The organism is Ekhidna algicida, from assembly GCF_051379705.1.
GTDB lineage: Bacteria > Bacteroidota > Bacteroidia > Cytophagales > Cyclobacteriaceae > Ekhidna.
The window spans coordinates 2,505,984-2,528,659 of sequence record NZ_CP179868.1; the positions used below are offsets into that span (position 1 = coordinate 2,505,984).

At 40.2% G+C, this 22,676-nt stretch carries 23 protein-coding genes; 14 read left to right on the forward strand and 9 right to left on the reverse strand.

The genetic code is table 11. From position 1 onward, the window contains the following. Nucleotides 1-30: 30 nt before the first annotated feature. Entirely contained in the window at nt 31-1,968 is a 1,938-nt protein-coding gene (locus tag ACL8WY_RS10955; protein WP_436514774.1) for a cation:proton antiporter domain-containing protein, read from the reverse strand. 114 nt (nt 1,969-2,082) lie between these two features. Here ACL8WY_RS10955 and ACL8WY_RS10960 point away from each other — a divergent pair, with 114 nt between their 5' ends. Continuing rightward, entirely contained in the window at nt 2,083-2,826 is a 744-nt protein-coding gene (locus tag ACL8WY_RS10960) for a DUF547 domain-containing protein (RefSeq protein WP_436514775.1), read from the forward strand. Between the two features lie 44 nt (nt 2,827-2,870). Here ACL8WY_RS10960 and ACL8WY_RS10965 read toward each other — a convergent pair whose 3' ends face one another. Then, entirely contained in the window at nt 2,871-4,181 is a 1,311-nt protein-coding gene (locus ACL8WY_RS10965) for a UDP-glucose dehydrogenase family protein (RefSeq protein ID WP_436514776.1), read from the reverse strand. Nucleotides 4,182-4,312: 131 nt separating this feature from the next. Here ACL8WY_RS10965 and ACL8WY_RS10970 point away from each other — a divergent pair, with 131 nt between their 5' ends. The 4 genes from ACL8WY_RS10970 to hpf all read left to right on the forward strand — a co-directional run bounded on the left by ACL8WY_RS10970 (nt 4,313) and on the right by hpf (nt 6,997). Then, on the forward strand, nt 4,313-5,476 hold the full coding sequence (locus ACL8WY_RS10970) for an acyl-CoA dehydrogenase family protein (protein WP_436514777.1): 1,164 nt from the start codon (nt 4,313-4,315) through the stop codon (nt 5,474-5,476). 52 nt (nt 5,477-5,528) lie between these two features. Next, entirely contained in the window at nt 5,529-5,723 is a 195-nt protein-coding gene (rpsU, locus tag ACL8WY_RS10975; protein WP_350222399.1) for a 30S ribosomal protein S21, read from the forward strand. A 61-nt stretch (nt 5,724-5,784) separates the two neighbouring features. Beyond that, nucleotides 5,785-6,672, forward strand: a complete 888-nt coding sequence (locus tag ACL8WY_RS10980) for a tyrosine-type recombinase/integrase (RefSeq protein WP_436514778.1) — start codon at nt 5,785-5,787, stop codon at nt 6,670-6,672. 25 nt (nt 6,673-6,697) lie between these two features. Then, a complete protein-coding gene (hpf, locus tag ACL8WY_RS10985; protein ID WP_436514779.1) occupies nt 6,698-6,997 on the forward strand; it encodes a ribosome hibernation-promoting factor, HPF/YfiA family in 300 nt (99 codons plus the stop codon). 76 nt (nt 6,998-7,073) lie between these two features. On the opposite strand, the gene ACL8WY_RS10990 is transcribed toward hpf, so the two are convergent. The 6 genes from ACL8WY_RS10990 to fumC all read right to left on the reverse strand — a co-directional run bounded on the left by ACL8WY_RS10990 (nt 7,074) and on the right by fumC (nt 13,388). Next, nucleotides 7,074-7,697 carry a thioredoxin family protein gene (locus tag ACL8WY_RS10990; protein WP_436514780.1) on the reverse strand — a complete coding sequence of 208 codons (624 nt, stop codon included), beginning with the start codon at nt 7,695-7,697 and terminating at the stop codon, nt 7,074-7,076. A gap of 15 nt (nt 7,698-7,712) precedes the next feature. Further along, entirely contained in the window at nt 7,713-8,183 is a 471-nt protein-coding gene (locus ACL8WY_RS10995) for a TlpA family protein disulfide reductase (protein ID WP_436514781.1), read from the reverse strand. Between the two features lie 402 nt (nt 8,184-8,585). Then, entirely contained in the window at nt 8,586-10,379 is a 1,794-nt protein-coding gene (locus ACL8WY_RS11000; protein ID WP_436514782.1) for a chloride channel protein, read from the reverse strand. Nucleotides 10,380-10,424: 45 nt separating this feature from the next. After that, a complete protein-coding gene (gene map / locus ACL8WY_RS11005) occupies nt 10,425-11,216 on the reverse strand; it encodes a type I methionyl aminopeptidase (protein ID WP_436514783.1) in 792 nt (263 codons plus the stop codon). Between the two features lie 77 nt (nt 11,217-11,293). Next, complete coding sequence (locus ACL8WY_RS11010) at nt 11,294-11,908, reverse strand: Ezrin/radixin/moesin family protein (protein WP_436514784.1); 615 nt, start codon at nt 11,906-11,908, stop codon at nt 11,294-11,296. Between the two features lie 76 nt (nt 11,909-11,984). Beyond that, on the reverse strand, nt 11,985-13,388 hold the full coding sequence (gene fumC, locus ACL8WY_RS11015) for a class II fumarate hydratase (protein WP_436514785.1): 1,404 nt from the start codon (nt 13,386-13,388) through the stop codon (nt 11,985-11,987). Between the two features lie 130 nt (nt 13,389-13,518). On the opposite strand from fumC, the gene ACL8WY_RS11020 reads away from it, so the two are divergent. Then, nucleotides 13,519-14,151 carry a response regulator transcription factor gene (locus ACL8WY_RS11020; RefSeq protein WP_436514786.1) on the forward strand — a complete coding sequence of 211 codons (633 nt, stop codon included), beginning with the start codon at nt 13,519-13,521 and terminating at the stop codon, nt 14,149-14,151. Nucleotide 14,152: 1 nt separating this feature from the next. Here the strand turns inward: ACL8WY_RS11020 and ACL8WY_RS11025 are convergent, their stop codons facing one another. Beyond that, complete coding sequence (locus tag ACL8WY_RS11025) at nt 14,153-14,539, reverse strand: acyl-CoA thioesterase (RefSeq protein ID WP_436514787.1); 387 nt, start codon at nt 14,537-14,539, stop codon at nt 14,153-14,155. 237 nt (nt 14,540-14,776) lie between these two features. Here ACL8WY_RS11025 and ACL8WY_RS11030 point away from each other — a divergent pair, with 237 nt between their 5' ends. From ACL8WY_RS11030 to ACL8WY_RS11065, 8 genes are all read left to right on the forward strand, one after another. After that, nucleotides 14,777-16,006, forward strand: a complete 1,230-nt coding sequence (locus tag ACL8WY_RS11030; protein WP_436514788.1) for a DUF4856 domain-containing protein — start codon at nt 14,777-14,779, stop codon at nt 16,004-16,006. A gap of 108 nt (nt 16,007-16,114) precedes the next feature. Beyond that, nucleotides 16,115-17,197: an imelysin family protein gene (locus tag ACL8WY_RS11035; RefSeq protein ID WP_436514789.1), complete on the forward strand. Its 1,083-nt coding sequence runs from the start codon at nt 16,115-16,117 to the stop codon at nt 17,195-17,197. Beyond that, a complete protein-coding gene (locus ACL8WY_RS11040; RefSeq protein ID WP_436514790.1) occupies nt 17,197-18,567 on the forward strand; it encodes an HTTM domain-containing protein in 1,371 nt (456 codons plus the stop codon). The genes ACL8WY_RS11035 and ACL8WY_RS11040 overlap by 1 nt, the downstream gene beginning before the upstream one ends. Further along, a complete protein-coding gene (locus ACL8WY_RS11045; protein WP_436514791.1) occupies nt 18,548-21,019 on the forward strand; it encodes a TonB-dependent receptor domain-containing protein in 2,472 nt (823 codons plus the stop codon). The genes ACL8WY_RS11040 and ACL8WY_RS11045 overlap by 20 nt, the downstream gene beginning before the upstream one ends. Then, on the forward strand, nt 21,020-21,466 hold the full coding sequence (locus tag ACL8WY_RS11050) for a hypothetical protein (protein WP_436514792.1): 447 nt from the start codon (nt 21,020-21,022) through the stop codon (nt 21,464-21,466). It begins immediately after the preceding gene. 138 nt (nt 21,467-21,604) lie between these two features. Beyond that, entirely contained in the window at nt 21,605-21,790 is a 186-nt protein-coding gene (locus ACL8WY_RS11055; protein ID WP_436514793.1) for a hypothetical protein, read from the forward strand. Next, nucleotides 21,771-22,106 carry a hypothetical protein gene (locus ACL8WY_RS11060; protein ID WP_436514794.1) on the forward strand — a complete coding sequence of 112 codons (336 nt, stop codon included), beginning with the start codon at nt 21,771-21,773 and terminating at the stop codon, nt 22,104-22,106. The genes ACL8WY_RS11055 and ACL8WY_RS11060 overlap by 20 nt, the downstream gene beginning before the upstream one ends. Nucleotides 22,107-22,144: 38 nt before the next feature. Continuing rightward, the gene (locus tag ACL8WY_RS11065) at nt 22,145-22,672 is read left to right on the forward strand and encodes a ferritin (RefSeq protein WP_436514795.1); all 528 of its coding nucleotides are present in this window, start codon (nt 22,145-22,147) and stop codon (nt 22,670-22,672) included. The last annotated feature ends 4 nt before the right edge of the window (nt 22,673-22,676 follow it).

The following is a 22,676-nucleotide window of genomic DNA, read 5'->3' on the forward strand; positions in this document are numbered from 1 at the left end:
TTCTTTTGCCTTTACAGGCTTAAGTTTTTGTCACTTATCAAATTTGAATTGGAGTTCATTCAAACTTTTGATGGAACCGACTACAGTCAGGGTGTCTTTGAATCTCAACCTTGTATACCCGTGAGTAATAATGGTTTGACCTCCCCGCACAACCGAAAGAATGATAACATCGGCAGGAAGTCTCAGATCTCTCAAAGTAATTCCATGTAGGTCGTGATTGAGAAGCTCTATGTCTCTTGTGTCTTTTCCTTTCGACATTCCAAGTAGTAGGGAAGCGGCTTGAGGTGAACGCACAAAATGATCCAAGAGGCTTACAATCGCTGTGGATGGATCTACTATTTTCACTCCTAAGGCAAGAAATTTTTGTGAATAAAAGCGTTGATTTAGCCGGACAATTAAGTCTCGGGTGCCAAATTTGTTGTAGGCGATTTCACAAACCTGTAAGTTCTCTTCATCCGTGAGCATACAAACTATGGCTTCAGACTTATCAGCGTTGACGCGCTTAAGTTCTTCAAAAGAGAGATTCTTCAGGTAGACTATATCTATGCCTTCTGGCTCTTGAAAATCTCCAATATCTTTTTTGGTTGCAAGTTGTACTTCCCATCCATTTTCCATCAATTGGTGAGCTAGTGCCACAGACTGATTTTCATATCCTACAATCGTTGCATCTCGTATCCCATCAAATTCAGGTGTGGGCGCTTTGCTTCTATCTTCTCCAACTTGATATATTGCCCATTTGAAGAGCGGTGGTCCAATGAATTGATTGAGGACGATTAGCGCAATAATAACCGTAGAGAATTGAGGTCCCCATTCAGGAAATTCCTTGGCCACAACCGTAGCTAGCCCTAAGGCGACTCCTGCCTGAGTCATATATGGCATCCACCCCAAGTGATTGAATTTCATCGGATCTTTTGCAAGCATTCCTCCTGTGTATCCGCCGATTACCATGGTTCCTGTGCGGACGACGAATAGGATTAAAGCGACTCCCAAAACACTGCTAATTTGATCAAGGGCAAAAGTTGCACCTGTAAGCGTAAAAAAGCAGACGTATATGGGGATGCTCACATCTTCCAGAATTTTAAGAAACTCAGGGCGGGATTTTGAATAGTTGGTCACATAGAAGCTAGCCAGAATACAAATCAATAGCGGCTCAAGGGACATTCGATGATTGAATTGTGTCACACTCCAATCATTGACAAATGAAGAAAGTAGATAGGCCGAATATCCAATCAATAAAACGAGCGCTGTTTTTGAATACCTTCTAATTCTCCACTGAAGTGTTTTCTTGAGAATAAATCCATAGACGAAAAATCCTAAAACGAAGGAGAGCCCAAGCTCGAGAATGAGAATAAGGAGTTCAATGAAATTAAAATCCTTTCCGGAAATCAACACTTGTGATAGTGAGATGCAGATTGAGAATAGGATGATGACTAGAAAATCTTTTACTACGGTTACTCCCATTACAGTTTGCACATAGGGACCTTTGGCTCTGAGCTCGTTGATAACAGCAATGGCGGAGGCTGGCGATCTAGCGACAAATATTGCTGCGGTGATCATTGCAATCGAAATCTTGACTGTGTTGTTCGACTCAGCCATATAAGGGATATGATCCGCCAGAAAGAAGATCGCAATTGTTCCAAGAACAAAAGTGACTACAAGCTGTCCGAATGTGTTCCACTTTATTGAGTTGATACGGCTTCTCAACTCGCGTAGATACAATTCCGCTCCTGCGGCAAATGCGATGAAGGCCAGTGCAGTTTCATTGATAAAGTTGAGATTTGACTTTGCGGAAATTGGGATCAATCCGATAATATGGGGACCTGCTATGAGTCCTGTGAAGATAAGCCCTGTTATTAGTGGAAGTCTAATTCGTTGAAATGCTCTTGCGATTTGATTTGCTGCAATTGCAATCACAAAAAATCCCGCAATGAGCATTAATAATTCTTTATTAGTCGTAATCGAATCCAAATGATTGTCTTTTGGCGTACATCTTGTATTGGTTGTTGAGCTATATTTAGCTTGGCTCGAATCAATCCAGCAAGAAGCACGTTCGGTTAGTATTAATTAGACAATATAGATGATATGAATAAGTTCACAGTTTTTTTTACATCAATTCTGTTTTCGATCTCGCTTTTTAGTCAATCGGGAGTTTCTCATAGCGGTTTTGATGAGCTGCTTCTAAAATATGTAGATGACCAGGGAATGGTAAACTACAAAGGGCTCAAGTCAGACAGAGTTAAGTTGAAATCATACTTATCCATTTTGGAAAGTAATGCTCCACAAAAGTCATGGACTAGGGATCAGAAACTGGCCTACTGGATCAACGCATATAATGCTTATACACTTGATCTAATTTTGGAACACTACCCGGTTAAAAGCATTAAAGACATAGGGTCAACGATTAAGATTCCTTTTGTGAGCACGGCATGGGACATTAAGTTCATCAATATTGGAGGTGAGGAATATGACCTTAACAATATTGAGCACGGGATAATTAGGAAAGAATTTGACGAGCCAAGAATACACTTTGCACTGGTATGTGCTGCGGTTTCATGTCCCAAACTTCAGAATCGAGCCTACTTGCCTGAGAAACTAGATGATCAACTGGCTAAAGCGGCGAAGGAATTTTTAGGAAATCCTGCTAAGAACAGCATTAAAAGCGCGAATAAAGCAACGCTATCGAAGCTCTTTAATTGGTATGGAGGTGATTTCAAAAAAGATGGGACGCTCATCGATTATATCAATCGTTATGCTGACACCAAACTCAGCAAAGTCGCAGATATCGATTGGATGGATTACAATTGGCAGCTAAACGAGCAGAAATAAAAAAAGCCGAGTTTCACACTCGGCTTTTTTGGTACTATGTTTCCTTATTTGACAATTTTTCTGCCAATGCTGTGGTATTCAAAGCCCAATTCTTCCATTTGATCCAAGTCGTATAAATTCCTTCCATCAAAAATCACATTGTTTTTCAACGCTGAAGAAATTTTTTCAAATTCAGGCGTCCTGAAGATTGGCCATTCGGTCATGATCATTAGTGCGTCAGCATCTTCTAGAGCATCGTATTGATCATTTGCGAAATAAATAGAATCTCCGAAAATGCGCTTCACATTTTCCATGGCCTCTGGATCATAGGCTTTCACCTTAGCCCCCTGATCGAGCAAGATTTGTATGTTTTCCAATGCAGGAGCTTCACGAATGTCATCGGTATAAGGCTTAAAAGCCAGTCCCCAAACAGCAATGGTTTTCCCTGAAAGGTCTCCTTTAAAGTATTTTTTAAGTGGACTGACTAATTTCTGCTTTTGATGCTGATTAACGTCCATCACTGAATTCAATATCCTGAAATTGTAATCAACTTCAGTTGATGATTTAGCTAACGCTTGCACGTCTTTTGGGAAGCAACTTCCTCCATATCCGATTCCGGCAAACAAAAAACGATTTCCAATTCTTGAGTCAGTTCCTATCCCTTTTCTAACCTTATCAACGTCCGCACCCATGAGCTCGCATAGATTGGCGATCTCATTCATGAAAGTGATTTTGGTGGCTAGAAAAGAGTTGGCGGCATATTTAGTGAGTTCAGCTGACCGCACATCCATAAAGATTATGGGATTTCCTTGTCTTACAAATGGAGCATAAAGCTTCTCCATAAGCTTAATCGAGCGAGGTTCCTCCGCACCAATAACCACTCTATCAGGTTTCATAAAATCATCTACTGCCACACCTTCTCTCAGGAATTCTGGATTTGATACCACTTCAAAATCAACTTTAGCTCCAGCTTTTACTTTAGCTGTTACTTTTTCCGCAGTTCCTACGGGAACAGTACTCTTGTCAACAATCACAGTAAAATCTTCAATCAAAGGGCCGAGATCTTCAGCTACTTTTAAGACGTATTGAAGGTCTGCTGATCCGTCCTCTCCTGGGGGTGTAGGAAGGGCGAGAAATATGATTTGAGCTCCTTTTATGCCATCCTCTAAGCTAGTAGTAAATTCCAGCCTGCCTTGTCTGATGTTTCTTTCGAATAAAGCTTCAAGGCCAGGTTCATAAATTGTGATTTGCTTATTGTTAAGTTTCTCAACCTTTTTTTCATCTATATCAATACATGTGACATGATTTCCTGTTTCAGCAAAACAAGTTCCGGTTACCAGCCCCACATAGCCTGTCCCAACAACTGCAATTTTCATCTTTATTTAAATTTTATTCTTAACGCGGCGCAAAGCTAAGACTTGTTTCTTAATTCAAATTGGCTCTATTCTATTTTTTCGTGAACAAGATTAGTAATTTTGCGTTCCCAAATAAAGCAAACGTTTTAAGTATGTCAACAGCAACATTATCCTCACCCCAAGAAGTAAGCGAGAATAAAGAAATGATCGCGCAAATGGTTCGTGATTTCTGCGCAAAAGAAATTGAACCACATAAGATGAAATGGGATGAGTCTCAAGAATTCCCAAAAGATGTTTTTCATAGAATGGGTGAATTAGGACTCATGGGAGTCCTAGTCCCTCAAGAATACGGAGGGGCAGGCTTCGGTTATCACGAGTATGCAACTGCAATAATTGAACTTTCCAAAGTAGACGGCTCCATTGGGTTGTCCATGGCTGCTCACAACTCACTGTGTACTGGGCATATTTTGCAACATGGAAGTGAGGAACAAAAACAAAAGTATTTACCTAAGCTGGCATCCGGAGAATGGATTGGTGCGTGGGGATTAACAGAACCCAACACAGGCTCAGATGCGGGGAACATGAAAACAGTTGCAGAAAAGGATGGCGATGAGTGGGTTCTAAATGGGGCTAAAAATTTCATTACACATGGAAATACCGGGCATGTTGCTGTGGTAATTGCAAGAACAGGTGAACCTGGAAAATCTAGAAACGGAAGTGCATTTATTGTAGAAAGAACCAATCCTGGATTCAAGCAAGGGAGAAAGGAAGATAAACTTGGTATGCGTTCATCTGAAACTTCTGAAATGATTTTTGAAGATTGCAGAATACCAGCTGAAAATTTAATTGGGGAAGTAGGAGATGGATTTGTGCAAGCATTGAAAGTGTTGGATGGAGGTAGGATTTCCATTGCGGCCCTTGGGTGTGGAATTGCCGAAGGTGCGCTTGAAGCGGCACTTGCCTACTCTCAGGAGAGGGAGCAGTTTGGTAAATCAATATCAAGTTTTCAAGGTATTGCCTTCAAACTTGCAGATATGGCTGTGAAAGTGGAAGCTGCAAAATTGTTGACCTATCAAGCAGCCGAATTAAAAAATCAAGGTAAAAGCGTGAATAGAGAATCTGCTATGGCTAAACTTTACTCTTCAGAAATTGCAGTAGAAGTTGCCAATGATGGTGTGCAAATATTTGGAGGCTATGGGTACACCAAGGATTATCCTGCAGAGAAATTTTACCGAGACGCAAAACTCTGTACCATAGGTGAGGGAACATCAGAAATTCAGAAAGTTGTAATATCACGCACCTTATTGAATCAATAATTGTAATGAAATAAAATAGCTGCTATATTTGCGGCCCATTAAAAATTCTGAAATGTTAATAATCAACGTTAAAGAGAACGAATCGATAGACAGAGCTCTTAAAAGATTTAAGAAGAAGTTTGAAAAAACTGGTGTATTGAGAGAATTGAGATCTAGAACTCACTTCAAAAAGCCGTCTGTGGCTAGAAGAGAAGAAATCATCAAGGCTAGATACATTCAGCATCTAAGAGACGAAGAAAATAAATAGTCTCATCCCCTTCTTCTTCACCTAAGATTTTAATAAGTTAGTATTCACCTCATTTCCAGAGGTGAAGCTGCTTATGGTGGAGATCTTCCTTAAATACCTTTCCTCTGAAAAACGCTACAGCAAGCATACTGTTGAAGCATATGGGAAAGACCTCCAGCAGTTTTCAGACTTTCTTGCTACTGAATTTGAAATTTCGGCCCTTGAGGAGGTGCACCACACACACATTCGAGGTTTTGTTGTTTTTCTTATGGACAACGGACTTTCTCCAAAGTCGGTAAACCGAAAGATTGCTACTCTTAAATCCTTTTATAAATTTTTACTTGCCAGGGAGTATGTAGAAGTTAATCCGACAAGTCGGATCAAACCTCTAAAGACCGAAAAAGAATTGCCCTCCTTTGTCAAGGAAGAGGAAATTTCCATCCTGCTTGATCAAGTCGAATTTTCATCAGATTTTTCAGGTCAGCGCGATAAGCTGCTGCTTGAATTGCTCTACTCAACAGGTATCCGTTTAGCTGAGCTTCAGGGACTTAAAGAATCAGATGTTAATTTTTATGAAAAGACCATACTGGTATTGGGAAAAAGGAATAAAGAGCGAATCATACCCATCGGAAATTCGTTAATACAATTGATAGAAGACTATCAAAAATTTAAGGCAGAATTGGGAATGACAGGAATGAATTTATTACTAACCGACAGTGGAAAGCCTTTATATCCGATGTTCATCTACCGGAAGGTTAAGAAGTATTTAACAGCGGTAACAACGTTAAGCAAAAAGAGTCCTCATGTAATGAGACACACTTTTGCCACTCATTTATTAAATAAAGGGGCTGACTTGAATGCTGTGAAAGATTTGCTGGGTCATACCAGCTTAGCAGCCACACAAGTCTATACCCATAACTCGATAGAAAAGCTGAAGGCGGCCTTTGATCAGGCACATCCTAAAGCTTAATGTATAACCTTTAAACGTGACAAACATGAAGTTACAGATGCATTCCATTCACTTCGACGCAGACGGTAAGCTGCTCGATTTTATTCAAAAGAAAGTTGATAAGTTGGAAACTTTTTATGATCGAATTATCGACGGGGAGGTATTCCTACGTGTGGAGAAAGACAATAGTAATGAAAATAAGATCGTGGAGATCAAACTGAATGGGCCTAAAAACCAATTCTTCTCAAAAGAGAGAGCTCGCTCTTTTGAAGCTGGAGCGGATGCAGCTGTAGAAGCCTTAAGAAGGCAACTCAAGAAACATAAAGAGAAAGCAATGGCGCACTAGCAGCGCCTTGGCAAAAATAAAATGCCCCATACTCACATTGAGTATGGGGCATTTTTTGTTTAAGCTCTTTAACTGATCAGCTTTTCCATTTAATGGTGCATCCAATAGCACGTTTCTCAGTTATGGAAGGCTTATTTCCTGAGAGAATCGCATTGATAGCATCTTCAACGTATGTTTCTGAGACATCAGATGGATCATTGGGACTGTCATCAATCGCGCCAATGAATTCAACTTTGAATTTATCAGCAGCTTCTTTATTTAAAACGTACACGTGAGGTGTTTTGGTAGCTCCGAATGCCTTGGCCACTTCTTGACTGTCATCTCTTAGATATGGGAATGAATAGCCTTTATTCTTAGCTCTTTTTTTCATTTCATCCATTGAGTCGCCAGGCTGTTGTGAAATGTCGTTTGGGTTAATTGCAACTACCGGAAAACCTTTACTTGCATAGTTCTTGTCAAGGTCTATAATTCGAGACTCGTAAGCTTTTGCATAAGGGCAAGTATTGCAGGTAAATACAACAATGAATCCCTTGGCATTGTCATAATCTGAAAGCGATACTGATTTGCCGTCTATATTTTCGAGCTTGAAGTCTTTGGCATAATCCCCAACACCGTAGCCAGCTATTGGTTCTGAAGCGTTTATAAATAACACAGCAATAACAGCCATTACGCCTATAATTAGAATAAATGTTCTTTTCATGGTTTTGGACATTTGTTAATTCAAATATTTTTTGATGGTTTTCTCTAACTCTTCCTTAGTAAACGCTTTTTCATGGAAATACGTTTTACCTAAATCTGTTACAAATAACGTGGCAGGAATTGCGCCTGACCAATCATTGCTAACCTTACCCATGTAGTCATCTGGGTCTTTTTCATCGAGAAAGAGCACATCAGATTGCAATGATTTTTTTTCTACAAATTTTTTCACACGCTCTAACTCACTTTGAAAATCAATGCTTACGAGGTAAACTTTGATGTCCTTATTTTGTGATTGTAATGCATCAAAGTGAGGGAGTTCCTTTATACAAGGGCCACACCAGGTTGCCCAAAAATTGAAAACTGTCAGTGGCGCATCCGTGTAGAGCATCTTCTTCTGTAAGTCTGAAAACTTGACGACTTCAACTTCTTGAGCAGAAAGCTGAATTGCGAGAGAGATGCAAAAAGCCAGGGCTATTTTTTTCATCATATGAAATACGAAAATAAATCAATATGGGTTCATGCTATTCATTTTTTTAAAAAAATAGATTTTGTATAATTCATAGATAATACCTCTTGGAAGTTTTTTGAAGCAGGAATACTGTTAATATTCAAATAATCTGAGGTAAAAAAATTAGAGTTGTGTCGCATCTTGAATTTTCATAGTATGATTGGCTATATCCGGCAGGGCAAACAAATGACTATTTTGATTCCAAATGATATTAATGTTTTTTATCCACAAAAGAGAAAAGTTATCCACATTAATAGATTGATTCGAGTTATTTGCTTGTAAATCAGAAAGTTATGAGTTGTTTCAATAAATTCAATTTTGTTGATAACTCTAAATGACGGCATTTAAGCTTCTGAAAATCAGCGTCTTATCAAATGATAATCATTCTGCGGTCTGACGAATGAGTTTTTTGCGATAGGCATTGAAAATTCTGGATTTAGAGATGAAACCAACGTATTCACCATTATCAATGACAGGTAAATTCCAGGCTTGTGTTACCTCAAACTTATTCATCACAGATTGCATTTTTTCTTGAGGAGACACACTGGAAGGTGGCTTTTGCATAATAGTCTTAACAATCACATTTGCCCTTGATTCTTCATCAAACATCATTTCTCTAATGTCATCAAGTGTGACAATTCCTTCTAGCTCTTTCGCTTCATTCACTACAGGGAAGATGTTGCGATTACTTTTCATTACTAACCTAACCAAGTCATTAAGTGTGGCTTCAGGATTGATGACAAGTAAGTCTTTCTCAACAATTTTTTTCAAGTCAATTAAGCTCAATACAATTTGATCTTTGTCGTACTGTATGAGATCTCCAGTTTCAATTAGTCTCTTAGTATAAATGCTATGCTTCTCAAAGTAGGAGATTGTGCTAAACGAAATTGCCGAGACTAACATTAATGGTACGAACAGTACATAACCACTCGTGATTTCTGCAATAAGAAAGATGGCTGTCAGAGGTGCATGTAGAATACCACTCATTACTCCACACATTCCAACTAGTGTAAAATTGCTTGTACTTAATGAGGTATTGAGGATAGAGTTGGATGTAGAGCTGAAAACAAAGCCTGATAGCCCGCCCATAAACAACGATGGAGCAAAAATTCCACCACTACCACCTGCGCCAATGGTAAGGGCTGTTGCCATGGGTTTAACCAACAAAATCAAAAACAAGAATATGATTAAAGATGCCTGATTTTCTGATAAGCTATTAAATAGCGTATTCTGAAAAATGTCGACCGAACTCCCTTGAAGTAAGCTTTTGATTGTTGCATATCCCTCGCCATAAATAGGAGGGAATGTAAGAATGATTAATGCCAAGGACACTCCACCCACTGCTGCTCTTCCAAAATCGTTCTGTATTTTTTTTATCCCTCCTTCAAATACGTACATGATCCGAGTGAAATACAATGAAATCAGACCGCAGACGGCACCAAAAAGGAGGTAGTATCCGGTTTCTCCTGCGATGAAATTATCAGTAAGTCGGAAGGAAAATAGTATGTCTTCCCCCAATAAAACCAATGCTACCAGCTGGCCACAGACAGAAGCAATGAGAAGGGGAATGAATCTGCTGATTTTAACCTCCGTAAGAATTACTTCCATTGCGAAGATTACACCTGTTACAGGCGAATTAAAGATCGCTGAAATAGCCCCTGCTGCACCACACCCTAGCAGCACGGTTCTTTTCTTGTATCCAAGATGAAATAGGCGTCCCAAGTTGGAACCTATCGCTGAACCTGTAACAACTATGGGTGCCTCAAGTCCAACAGATCCACCAAAACCCACCGTGATGGCACTGGTCACCATTCGAGAATACATTCGCGTTTTTCTAATTACGCTTGAGTTCTTAGAAATGGAATATAAAATCTGCGTTATTCCATGTCCGAGATTCTCTTTAAAAAGGTAACGGGACACGAACACTGTGAGTAGAATTCCTAAAAGGGGATAACCTAGGTAGAAATAGTTGAAACTGAAAAGTGTGTCGTTAAGCTCTAAATACTGAATGATTAGATGTACAGTACTTTTTAGAATGACGGCAGCTAGTCCCGACAATAACCCAATAAGTCCCGCAGTTATCAGCAAGAAATTATTATCACTGATATGCCTGATTCGCCATACCAGAAACTTCATCATTACAGTTCCAAACTTGCTTTTGCTTTGATTTGCCATCTTATGTTTGGCAAAGGTAGGTCTTTGTTTCAGCTCGAAGAAGCACTAAATGATTACAGCATTTTTCTTTTCCAGTGCTTCCTCCACATATTTGAATGTTGATAAGACTTCAGGTTTACCGTTTACAACAGCAACATCGTGTTCGAAATGAGCTGAGGGCTTTTGATCCGCTGTTACAATTGTCCAGCCATCTTTTAACTGAATTACACGTCTGGTGCCCATATTAATCATCGGTTCGATAGCCACCACAAGTCCTTCCTGAATTTTGCTTCCTCGTCCACGCTTACCAAAATTGGGCACTTCTGGGGATTCATGCATTTTTCTACCAAGTCCATGGCCCACAAGCTCTCTCACTACTCCATAACCATGATTTTCAGCATGCTGCTGAATAGCGAAACTCACATCCCCAATCCGGTTGCCAGCTACTAGCTGCTCAATCCCTTTGTCCAGACATTCTTTAGTTACACGCAAAAGTTGCTTGACGTCATCCTCGATTTCACCTACCGGAAAGGTGTACGCATGGTCGCCATAGTATTCGTTTTTTAAAACACCAATATCTACACCAACAACATCACCGTCTTCTAGAGGTCTGTCTGTTGGGATTCCATGAACTACCTGCTCATTTACAGAAGTAATGATTGATTTTGGGTAATCGTAAAGACCTAAAAATGCCGGCACACCGCCATGATCCCTTATAAATTCATCAGCGATTTTATCCAATTCCAAAGGAGTAACACCAGGCTCAATTTTTTCGCCCATAACTCCTAAAGTCTTGGAAACAATGAGGGCACTCTCCCTCATGATTTCGATCTCTTCTGGTGTTTTATACTTTATCATCCGACTGCAAAAATACAAACAAAAAACCCTGATTCCTTATTACAAGAAACCAGGGTTTTAAAAAGAATGTTTTATGCTTATGACTTCTTAGTCACGCCTTCAAGTACATCTTTGATAGGTACGCGAACTCCGTCTTTGTAGGAAACTACCCACGCGTCTTTCACTCCCATCTCTCTTAAGTACTTTTTGAAAGTATCTGCCTCCCAATAATCTCTAAATACACCAATGGTGTATTTCTGAAGTCCATCAGCATCTTCAGCGCTGAAGTTTGGTGAGTTGTCATACTTCTTAAGGTCTTTTTTCCCGAAAGCTCCTAGTTGAACCTTGAATACTACTCCTTTGCTTTCATCAATTCCGCTTCCAGTGTTGTTAGTCGCAACATTTTCTGCTGGTTGAGCATTTTGAAGTCTAGATAGCTCTTCTCTTAAATCACCAACCTGAGATTGATATGTAAGGATTTGCTGATCTTTCTCCGCAATTCTATCATCAATATTGCCGAGTTCTGTTTTAAGGCTGGTCACTTGTCCCTTCAGGGATTTGTTCTCATCCAATAGCTGTTTGTATTGCTCTGGCTCAAGTTTTTTAATCCTTTTCTTCCACTCTTTTTTCTCTTTTTTGTCCATTTGAGCGTTTGCCTCAAATGCAAAAACACAGCAGAGTGCCAGCGCGATAAGTGATATTGTTTTTTTCATCTTCCTGTGAAATTGGTTTTTTACGCAATCATTAATGTTACTAAAGTACAAAAATCTCTTGATAATGGATAATGAATCAACTTTTTAGCGATCCGATCATATCTTCAGGTTTTACCCATTCCGTGAACTGTTCATCCGTAACAAGTCCCAACTCTATAGCTGCTTTTCTTAGTGTAGTACCTTCCTTATGTGCCTTTTTAGCGATTTTAGCCGCATTTTCATAGCCAATATGGGTGTTCAAAGCAGTGACAAGCATCAGTGAATTCTCTAATTTTTCCTTGATTATAGCATTATTTGGCTCAATGCCGATTGCACAATTGTCATTGAATGATTCACATGCATCTCCAATCAATCGTGCTGAATTGAGCAAGTTGAAGACCATCATCGGCTTAAACACATTAAGTTCAAAATGGCCAGTCATTCCGCCAGTGGCAATAGCAACATCATTGCCAATCACCTGAGCGCACACCATAGTAAGTGCTTCACATTGGGTAGGGTTTACTTTCCCGGGCATGATGGATGAACCAGGCTCATTCTCAGGAATGATGATTTCTCCGATACCACTTCTAGGTCCGGAGCATAGCATTCTAATATCATTGGCAATCTTCATGAGACTCACCGCCATTTGTTTCAAGGCACCATGCGTCTCTACTATAGCGTCATGTGCTGCTAATGCTTCAAATTTGTTCTCTGCCGTTCGCATAGGCATGCCTGAGTACTTGGCAATTTTCTCAGCCACCAATTCAGCGTATCCTGCGGGTGTATTGAGACCGGTTCCTACTGCAGTACCTCCTAATGCCAGCTCGGATAAATGATCGAGCGTATTGTTGAGCGCTTTTAGCGCATGATCTAATTGGGAAACATACCCTGAAAACTCTTGACCCAAGCTAAGTGGTGTAGCATCCATAAAGTGGGTACGACCAATTTTCACCACATCCATAAAAGACTCAGCTTTCTTGTGAAGTGTATCTCTTAGTTTGGTCACTTTCGGAATGGTATTCTCGACCACCATCTTATAGCTTGCAATGTGCATAGCTGTGGGAAAAGTGTCGTTAGAGCTTTGGCTCTTATTCACATCATCGTTGGGATGGATAGTTTTTTGATCATCCGAGAGCGAGCCTCCGTTTAGGACATGCGCACGATTGGCAATTACTTCGTTAGAGTTCATGTTTGATTGGGTGCCAGATCCGGTTTGCCAAACCACCAATGGGAATTGATCATCTAGCTTCCCATCTAGAATTTCATCACAAACTTTACCTATCAAGTCGGATTTTTCTTTGGAAAGCACTCCAAGATCCATATTGGTTTCAGCGGCAGATTTCTTAAGGATAGCGAACGCTCGAGTAATTTCAATCGGCATTTGATTCTTTTCTCCACCAATTTTAAAGTTGTCTCTGGATCTTTGGGTTTGAGCTCCCCAGTATTTTTCGGCAGGTACTTTCACCTCGCCCATTGTATCGTGTTCTATTCGGTATTCCATTGGGATCAATTTTTTCTTGCTACAAATCTAACAACCTATGAGCCTTTTGGATTTCAATTATTGATGGTTTTTTGTGTAATCAAAATAAGCAGCATACTTTTGTTTAGAATCATTCTAAATAATAAGATCATTGGCTACTTCAGTTCTTCTTGCTGATTTTCAATATTTGACTCGACAAGGTATTGCGTCCTTGCTCAAGGCGATGCCTGGATTTGATCTGGTTAAGATGATTGATTCTCCAGACAAATTTGTTGAGGCGTGTACAGCTATCGAACCTGACTTAATCGTAGTTGATATTTCTGACAAAGATCGTGAGCTTGTTCCTAAGCTGAAACTGCTGAAGGAGACTTTAGAATCAAGTTTTCTGGTTATTTCGAATAGTCAGACCAGAGATTCAATTCAACAAATGCTGGCCATGGGCATTAAAGGAATTTTAACAAAGAATTGCTCCGAGGAAGAAATCATAAATGGTTTGAGAGCTGTAGCACAAGGCAATCGATTCTTTTGCAATAATATTCTTGACATGGTGGTGGAAAATCCTGAGGAGAATGATGATTGTGAGCCAACCAATTTATCACCAAGGGAATTTCAGGTTTTGGAATTGATAACAAAGAGCAGAACAACTGCTCAAATTGCAGAGGAACTACATTTAAGTGTTCACACCATTAATTCACACAGAAAAAATATACTCAAGAAGTTAAATCTTGGCTCTCCAGCTGAGCTCATTGTATACGCACTGGAAACCGGCCTGGTGAAAAATTAGATTACTTTGGAATAGCGGTTGGCTGTCGATTTTCATCAATGGCGACAAACGAAAATTCACCTTCTATCGCTTGTTCTCTTTTCTCAGAATACATTTCTTCTATATAGATCTGAACTAAGACCTTTAGGCTTGTATTTCCTACATGAATTACTCGTCCTATTAGTTCTACTATTGTGCCAGCAGGAATAGGTTTTTTGAAGTCTATTTTACTGCTACTTACTGTGACCATTCGCTGGCGACTAAATCTGGTCGCTGTGATGAATGCCACCTCATCCATTGCATGCATAGCTGTACCTCCAAAAAGCGTGTCGTAGTGATTGGTGGTGTTGGGAAATACCGCTTTGAATATGCGAGTTTCTGATTTTTCGATTCGTTGATCTAATGTCATGATTATGTGATTTCAATGAATAACTCAGAGGTGATCAAATAGGTTCTGGCCGGTTTTCAAAATCACCACAAGTAGCTAATCTATCACTACTTCTAGTGATGTCACTAACCAATGCTAGTGATATAAAAATTCCCCATGCATAGCGATTGTGAGATATCGATGACAAATTCAATTTTGCATTGTTTAGAATGATTCTAAACAGTAAATCAATCATATTTTTGTAAGCGATAATTCAAAATGAATAAGAACAAATTAATACTTGCCCTCTTTGTAGGGTTATCAATATCTCTTGTCAGCTGTGGAGATGATAACGGTGGAACCATATCCATCAACGAACCGGAAACTTATGTTTTCGAGCGAGATGGTGTTTCCACCGTTTCTTTCAGCGGCCAGACAACACGAATCCTAATGGCGGAGGAAATTGTAAGTGCCCTGATGGATAACACATTAGATGAGGCTACGATAGCTTCAATGTTTGCTCACGAAGAAGGAGCTGATGATTTTGAAGATGCGACAAGTTTCGGCTTAAATGCATCAGATAAAAACGTGCGAAGCAAAACTGCCACCTCTTCGGATTTCTTTTCTGCAAATACCACTGATGCTGCAGCAATCAAGGAAGATTTTGATGGCTGGATCGCAGCTCAAGTATCAGATGTTTTTCCTGAATGGGAAACGGAAGCGTCCGCTGGCCAAGCCGGCTTCATCCAGGAAGCCGGAGGAGGGTCCATCAGATACGTGAATGGCAAAGGACTTGAATACAACCAGGCATTTGGCAAATCACTTATCAGCGCCTTGATGGTTGATCAAATCCTTAACAATTATGTGAGCACATCCGTGTTGGATGCCGGTACCAATATAGAAGATAATGACTCGGAAACTGTGGCTGGCGGCAAGGCTTATACAAACATGGAGCACAAGTGGGATGAAGCGTTTGGATACGCATATGGAACTGCAGACAATCTTGCGAATCCGAACCAAACGATAGGAGCTGATGACAGTTTTCTCAATAAGTATATAGGAAGGGTAGAGGCAGATGAGGATTTCGCTGGAATTGCAGACGATATCTTCAACGCCTTTAAACTCGGAAGATCAGCGATAGTAGCTGGTGAATATGCTATCCGTGATGCTCAGGCTGAGATCATAAGAGAAAGAATTTCATCAATCATTGCAATTCGTGCGGTGTATTATTTGCAGCAAGGCAAGGCTGGTCTGGAGTCAAGCTCGATAGACTATGCCTCTGTCTTTCATGATCTTTCAGAAGGATATGGTTTTATCTACGGACTTCAATTCACTCGGATGCCAAATAGCGAACTGCCATACTTTTCTCGCACGGAAGTAGATGAGATGTTAAATGAGCTGATGAGTGGAACCAATGGGCTATGGGATGTGACTCCTGCCACTTTAGGTGAAATATCAAATGAGATTGCAGCCAAATTTGCTTTTACAGTGGAGCAGGCAGGTAGCTGATTAAATCAAATAAATTAAAAAGGGGATTGTGATATCCCCTTTCAATGTTTAATGCGGATGAAGAAAATGAGAAATCAAAGTCTACTATCAATAATAATTGCTCTTTGCTTGAGCGCTTTTATGATTAGTTGCTCTGAAGACGAACCTGGTGAATCAGGCGATAGTTTTGATCGTGAAGCTATGCTCCAAAACTGGGCAGATAACATTATTGTGCCTGGCTATGCTTCTTATGTTTCCGAACTAACTACTTTGGAAACAACCATTGAAGCCTTCACAAATTCCCCATCCATAGCCACTTTGGAAGACGCGAGATCCGCTTGGCTGTCTGCAAATATTGCATGGCAGAAAGTTGCCATGTTTGAAATTGGTAAAGCAGAAGAACTTAGCTTGATCAACTACACGAATATTTATCCCACAAATACAGAAGATCTGATCAAAACAATTGAATCAGAATCCTACGACCTCACATCCGTGAATAGACAGGATGAGCAAGGCTTCCCGGCAATTGAATATCTTATTTATGAAATCAAAGATTCGGATCAGGCAATTGTTGACCTTTATCTGCAAGAGACGGCATCTCAGCCATACAAAGCCTACTTAAATGATTTATCAGATCGACTTTTGACTCTGACTCAAGCGGTGCTTAGTGATTGGAAAAATGGTTATCGTGAAATATTTATAGCCAACGCTGGATCAGGATCTACCTCATCAGTAAACAAGCTTGTAAACGACTATATTTTCTACTATGAAAAGCATTTAAGGGCGGGAAAAATCGGAATCCCTGCAGGCGTATTTTCTGCCGAGATACAACCAGAAAAGGTGGAGGGATTTTACAGCGGAAAATCGAAAGAGCTTTTTCTAACCGGACTCAAGGCAATGCAAGATTTCTTTAATGGAAAGTCATCAGATTCCAATCTGGCGGTGGAAGGAGAAGGCCTCAAAACTTATCTTGATTTTGTGAATGATGTCAGCGATGCTGAAAATCTAAGCGAGCTCATCAATGCGCAATTTGAGGAAGCCAGAGATCAAGCTCAGTTGTTGGAGGAGGATTTTAGTATGCAAGTAGCATCAGACAATAGCCAAATGCTTAAAACTTATGATGAGCTTCAGAAGAATGTGGTCAATCTAAAAGTAGACATGCTTCAAGCTCTTAATATTCGAGTGGACTTTGTGGATGCAGATGGTGATTGATGGAGTTGTTTAATTCACCATATTTTACCAAAACAACCAAGGCTGCCCCACTGGCAGTCTTTCGCATTTTTTTCGGCTTGATGATGCTGATCAGTATTATTCGTTTTTGGTCGTATGGCTGGATCAGCAAGCTCTATATTGAACCCAATTTTTTCTTTTCCTACTATGGATTTGAGTGGGTTCAGCCGCTTGGCATCTACACCTATCTTCTATTTGTAATCTGTGGATTATCAGCACTCGGAGTAGCTCTGGGTTACTGTTACATACTTTCGATTGTCACGTTCTTTCTCAGCTTCACCTACATCGAGCTGATGGATAAGACTACTTATTTGAATCATTACTATTTCATCAGTATTCTTAGCTTTTTAATGATCTTTTTGCCTGCAGGTAAATACTTTTCCATAGATGCTCGAAAGAAATCACAAGCATACATCCAACAGTGGAATATTGACAGCATCAAGCTCCTCCTAGGTATGGTCTATTTCTATGCTGGTCTGGCCAAGCTTAACTCGGATTGGTTGGTGAAGGCTATGCCTCTGAAAATCTGGCTCCCAGGGAGATATGATATTCCTTTCTTAGGTGATTTTCTCCATCAGGAATGGGTCATTTACGCTTTTAGCTGGGGCGGTGCTATTTATGATTTATGCATTCCTTTTCTGTTATTATTGAAGCGCACTCGATTGCTGGCTTTCGCTCTTGTAGTGATCTTTCATCTGCTGACCAGGGTGTTATTTCCAATCGGGATGTTCCCGTACATCATGATAGTAAGTGCGCTTATTTTCTTTGATGCAAAGGTTCATGAGAAGATCATAGAAATCTTCAAGAAAATCGGAAGTATTGTTCTAGGATTATTGGGCAAAAGCATTTTTAGTTCTGTCGATGTGAAGTCTGAAGAAGTGATCGGGACTCCAAAATGGAAACTTCGATTCCTCACCATATTTTTTGCTATTCAACTACTTCTGCCGTGGCGTCACCTAATGTATCCAGACGAGTTGTTCTGGACAGAAGAGGGGTTTCGGTTTTCCTGGCGAGTGATGCTAATGGAGAAAGCCGGTTATGCCAATTTCAAAATTATGGATAGAACCAATGATGAAATCTTCTTCATTGACAATACGGACTTCCTTTCTTCTTTTCAGGAAAAACAGATGGCCACTCAGCCCGATTTTATTTTACAATATGCACATTTCCTTCGCGATCATTTTGCTGCTCAGGAGAAGGAGGTTGAGGTGTATGTTGAGAGTTACGTCGCGCTAAATGGAAGAAAAAGCCAACCATACATTGATCCGTCGGTGGATCTGACCAAACTTCAAGAATCATTCAAACACAAGACGTGGATACTTCCATTTGGAGATGAGATTAAAGGGATATAGCATATCAGTATTATTGATTCTTGTGGCATTATCATCGATGGCACAGTATACCCTTTCCGGGAATATTATCGATGCAGAAAGCAAACAGCCGATTGTCAATGCCGAGATCTATGATCGGAACAGCAGCCAGCTAGCATCAACTGATAAAAGAGGGTACTTTGAGCTTAACAATCTCAAGGGAGGTAAGCATGAGGTGGTCATTATGTCGCTGGAGTATCAGACGCTGGAGCAGCAGGTAGAGCTTACCAGCGATAGAAACATCACCATTCCAATGGAAGAGTTTCAGCAAGAGCTTTCTGAAGTAGTCATTAGTCAGAGACGAGAAGAAATCTTTGCATTAACTCGTCTACAGCCAGTGGAAGGAACAGCTATTTATGCAGGTAAGAAAACGGAGGTCGTATTGCTGGATCAAATGGTAGGAAATGTCGCGACTAATAATGCAAGGCAGATTTATTCTCAAGTTGTGGGTTTAAATATTTACGAAAGTACAGATGCGGGCTTACAGCTAAATGTGGGTGGACGTGGACTTGATCCAAACCGAACATCGAATTTTAATACGCGTCAAAACGGATATGATATTAGCGCAGATGTGCTTGGATATCCTGAAAGCTATTACACACCACCATCTGAGGCACTAAGCGAAATACAGGTGGTGAGAGGTGCCGCATCTTTGCAATATGGAACCCAGTTTGGTGGCTTGATAAACTTTAAAATGAAGCCGCCATCTGATAAGCCAATTGAGTTGACGACTCGTCAATCTGTGGGCTCTTTCGGACTGTTCAATACGTTTAATTCACTAAATGGAACCGTCGGTAAGTTCTCCTATTTCACCTATCTGAATTATAAAAAAGGAGATGGATTCAGACCCAACTCTGAGTTTGAGTCAACCAATTACTTCGGAAGTTTTGGTTATGAATTTTCTGAACGAACGTCTGCCACTTTTGAGTTTACTTCTCTGAATTACCTTTCGCAACAACCAGGTGGGCTTACTGACGCTCAATTCAAAGCCAATCCCAATTTTAGCAACCGCACCCGAAATTGGTTTGAGGTAAACTGGAGGTTGTATTCCCTGAAGCTCAATCATAAACTATCGACCAGGAGTGATTTCAGCTTTACCTTTTTTGCTTTGGATGCAGGTAGAAATGCACTTGGGTTCAGAGGAGATCCAAGCGAACTGAATCAGAATCCAATTCTTCAGGAAGATGAGCAAGACACAGATGGCAGCTTTTTCTTTTCCAGGGATTTGATCAAAGGGACATTTAGGAATTGGGGTGCCGAAGCACGCTACCTGACTCGCTATTCTTTAGGAGGAAAGGATGCTGTATTTCTTATTGGTTCAAAGTATTACAAAGCCAATAATACCAGTGTGCAGGGTCCGGGTACCAGAGGCACAGATGCGAACTTTGACTTTGCTATCGACGAAAACCCCAACTACATCAACCAGTCGGATTTCGAGTTCCCAAACAGAAACCTGGCTGTCTTCGGAGAGAATATCTTTTTTATAAACAATCGTTTTTCCATCACGCCGGGATTCAGGTATGAATACATTAAGACAGAGAGTCTAGGAACCTACAATAGGGAAGGAATAGATCTGGCTGGTAATGTACAACCCCTTGGCGACACCACAGATAATAGAATCTTCGATCGATCATTTTTGCTACTTGGGATAGGTGTAAGCTTTGACCCTTCGGAGCATATTGAAATCTATAGCAACATCTCTCAAAATTATCGCTCAGTTACTTTCAGCGACATCCGCGTCACGAACCCAACATTCATCATCGATCCGGATATCTCAGATGAAAAAGGCTTCACCTTTGACCTAGGCGCAAGAGGAAGATGGAGGGAACTGATCTCATTTGATATCGGAGCCTATGGAATATTGTATGATGACCGGATCGGTATTATTCTGGACGACCGAGCAAATCGTGTACGTGGAAATATTGGGACCGCACTCATTGTAGGTCTGGAGTTTTTCACAGATTGGAACTTGGCCAAGAGTTTTCAGCTACCCTCGTCCGACTATAAGCTCAATTGGTTTGTCAATGCAGCGATTACAGAGTCAAGCTATTTGGACTCTGATGAAAACAATGTAGAGGAGAAAAAGGTAGAGTTCATTCCATTTGCAAACCTCAAAACAGGTTTTCGATTTGGATACAAAAACTTGCTCGGTAGTTTCCAGTTTACCCATTTGTCTGAACAATTCACAGATGTGGAGAACTCCACTGTACCTGATGATAGCGACAACAGGAATGGGCTTATTGGTGAGATCCCTGCTTACTCAATCATGGATTTTTCATTAGCCTACAGGTATAAAAAATTCAAAGTTGAATCAGGAATAAACAACCTTTTAGATGAACAGTATTTTACCAGGAGAGCCACCGGATATCCTGGACCGGGAATTATTCCTTCTGAACCAAGAAACTATTATTTAACCATTCAATTTAAATTATAAATGAGATACCTTTTTCTATTATTGATGCTTAGCGTGGCATGCTCTACCAAGCCAGAAAAAAAGGAAGTAGAAGAATATCCGGTGTTGGAAACCATGGGCTATTATCAGAAATTTTCGCATAAACTTTGGTTGGCAGGAAAAAATAAAAACTGGAAGCTGGCGGACTTCTACACCCATGAGTTGGAGGAAGTAACCGAGAACCTGATAGAGGGAGATGTCATCCATGACAACTATAACATGAGTAACCTCTCCGAGGCTATTTTATTGCCAAAAATTGAGAAAGTGGAGGAGGCAATACGTCAAGAAAATGAAGTGCTTTTTCTGGAAAATTATGAGCTCATGATCAGCTCGTGTAATCTTTGCCATAATACCACCAAGCACAATTTCATCAAGATTACCATCCCGAATGATTCCACTATTTGGAATCAAGATTTTTCAACTAGATAAGTGATTTGCCAGCAATGCTCAAAACTTGCCAGCAACCTGACAAAAATCATTTAGAATTAGTCTAAATAAGCTTGCTGAAATCACCATTGGGCATTACGTTTGCATTCTATTTAGAATCTATCTAAATAAGGAGAATTGATGAGTAGAGTCCCAGTACAACTTCCGGTTTCTAAGCTTTATGAAGAGCATCTTCAAAAGAAGAAAAAGAAGGGTAAGAAATTGAAGGACGAATGTTGCTTCAAGTACATGAAGAAGAAAGGGAAATACTGCAAGTCATGTCCGACTTTACATTCAATGTGTGAAAATGCAGGAAGAGATTTATAGAACAAAAAGTGCTTCAATCGCCCAATGCGAGCTTACAGACAGCTTTCTTCTGACATTCGATCAGGAAGAAATTCAATTTAAGCTGTGTGACCTATTTGCTTTCCGCAAGCGAATCATGGCATTTGACATTATGGAACTGCTGGAAAGCACCGCGCCTGATGTGGAAGTTGTTCACCTGCCACATTGCGATCGTTTCCTACTTCTAAGCCTGCGTGAGATCCTGGAATTTAGAGAGCTTCTAAACGGAACCTTCGATACCTTAGCACTTAACAGTGCCATTCAAAAGATTTTACGAAAGAACGTATTTAACTTTTGATTGGTTGAATATAAAGCCAATTAAGAACAGAACTTGACATGAAAGATATTTTAAGAAGACATCACGTATTGAAAGACGAGATTGTTGATGTCATCAATCGACAGATAAAAATGGAAGCCCATTCTTCAGCCTCTTACCTGGCAATGGCTGCATGGTGTGATGTACGAGGATATGATAACAGTGCTGAATTTTTCTTTCAGCAATCTGAAGAAGAACGCAAACATCAGCTAAAGCTTTTCCATTACTTATGCGATATGGAATGTGATGCTGTTTCTCCAACCGTTGGGGAAAGCCAGCATGACTTTGGCTCATTACGAGAAGTGTTCGAAAAGGCACTGGAGCACGAAATCGCAGTTTCCGATTCTATTCATGAAATTGTAGGTGAGTGCAGAAAATACAACGATATAGCCACCGAGGAATTCATGCGTTGGTTCGTTCAGGAGCAAATCGAAGAAGAGTACATCGCAAGAAGAGCCCTCGAGCTATTTGATGTGCTTGGAGAAGACAAGATTGCGTTAGGAATGTTTGAGGAGCGAATTCTTGAAATAGAATATGAAGCAGGTTGATTTA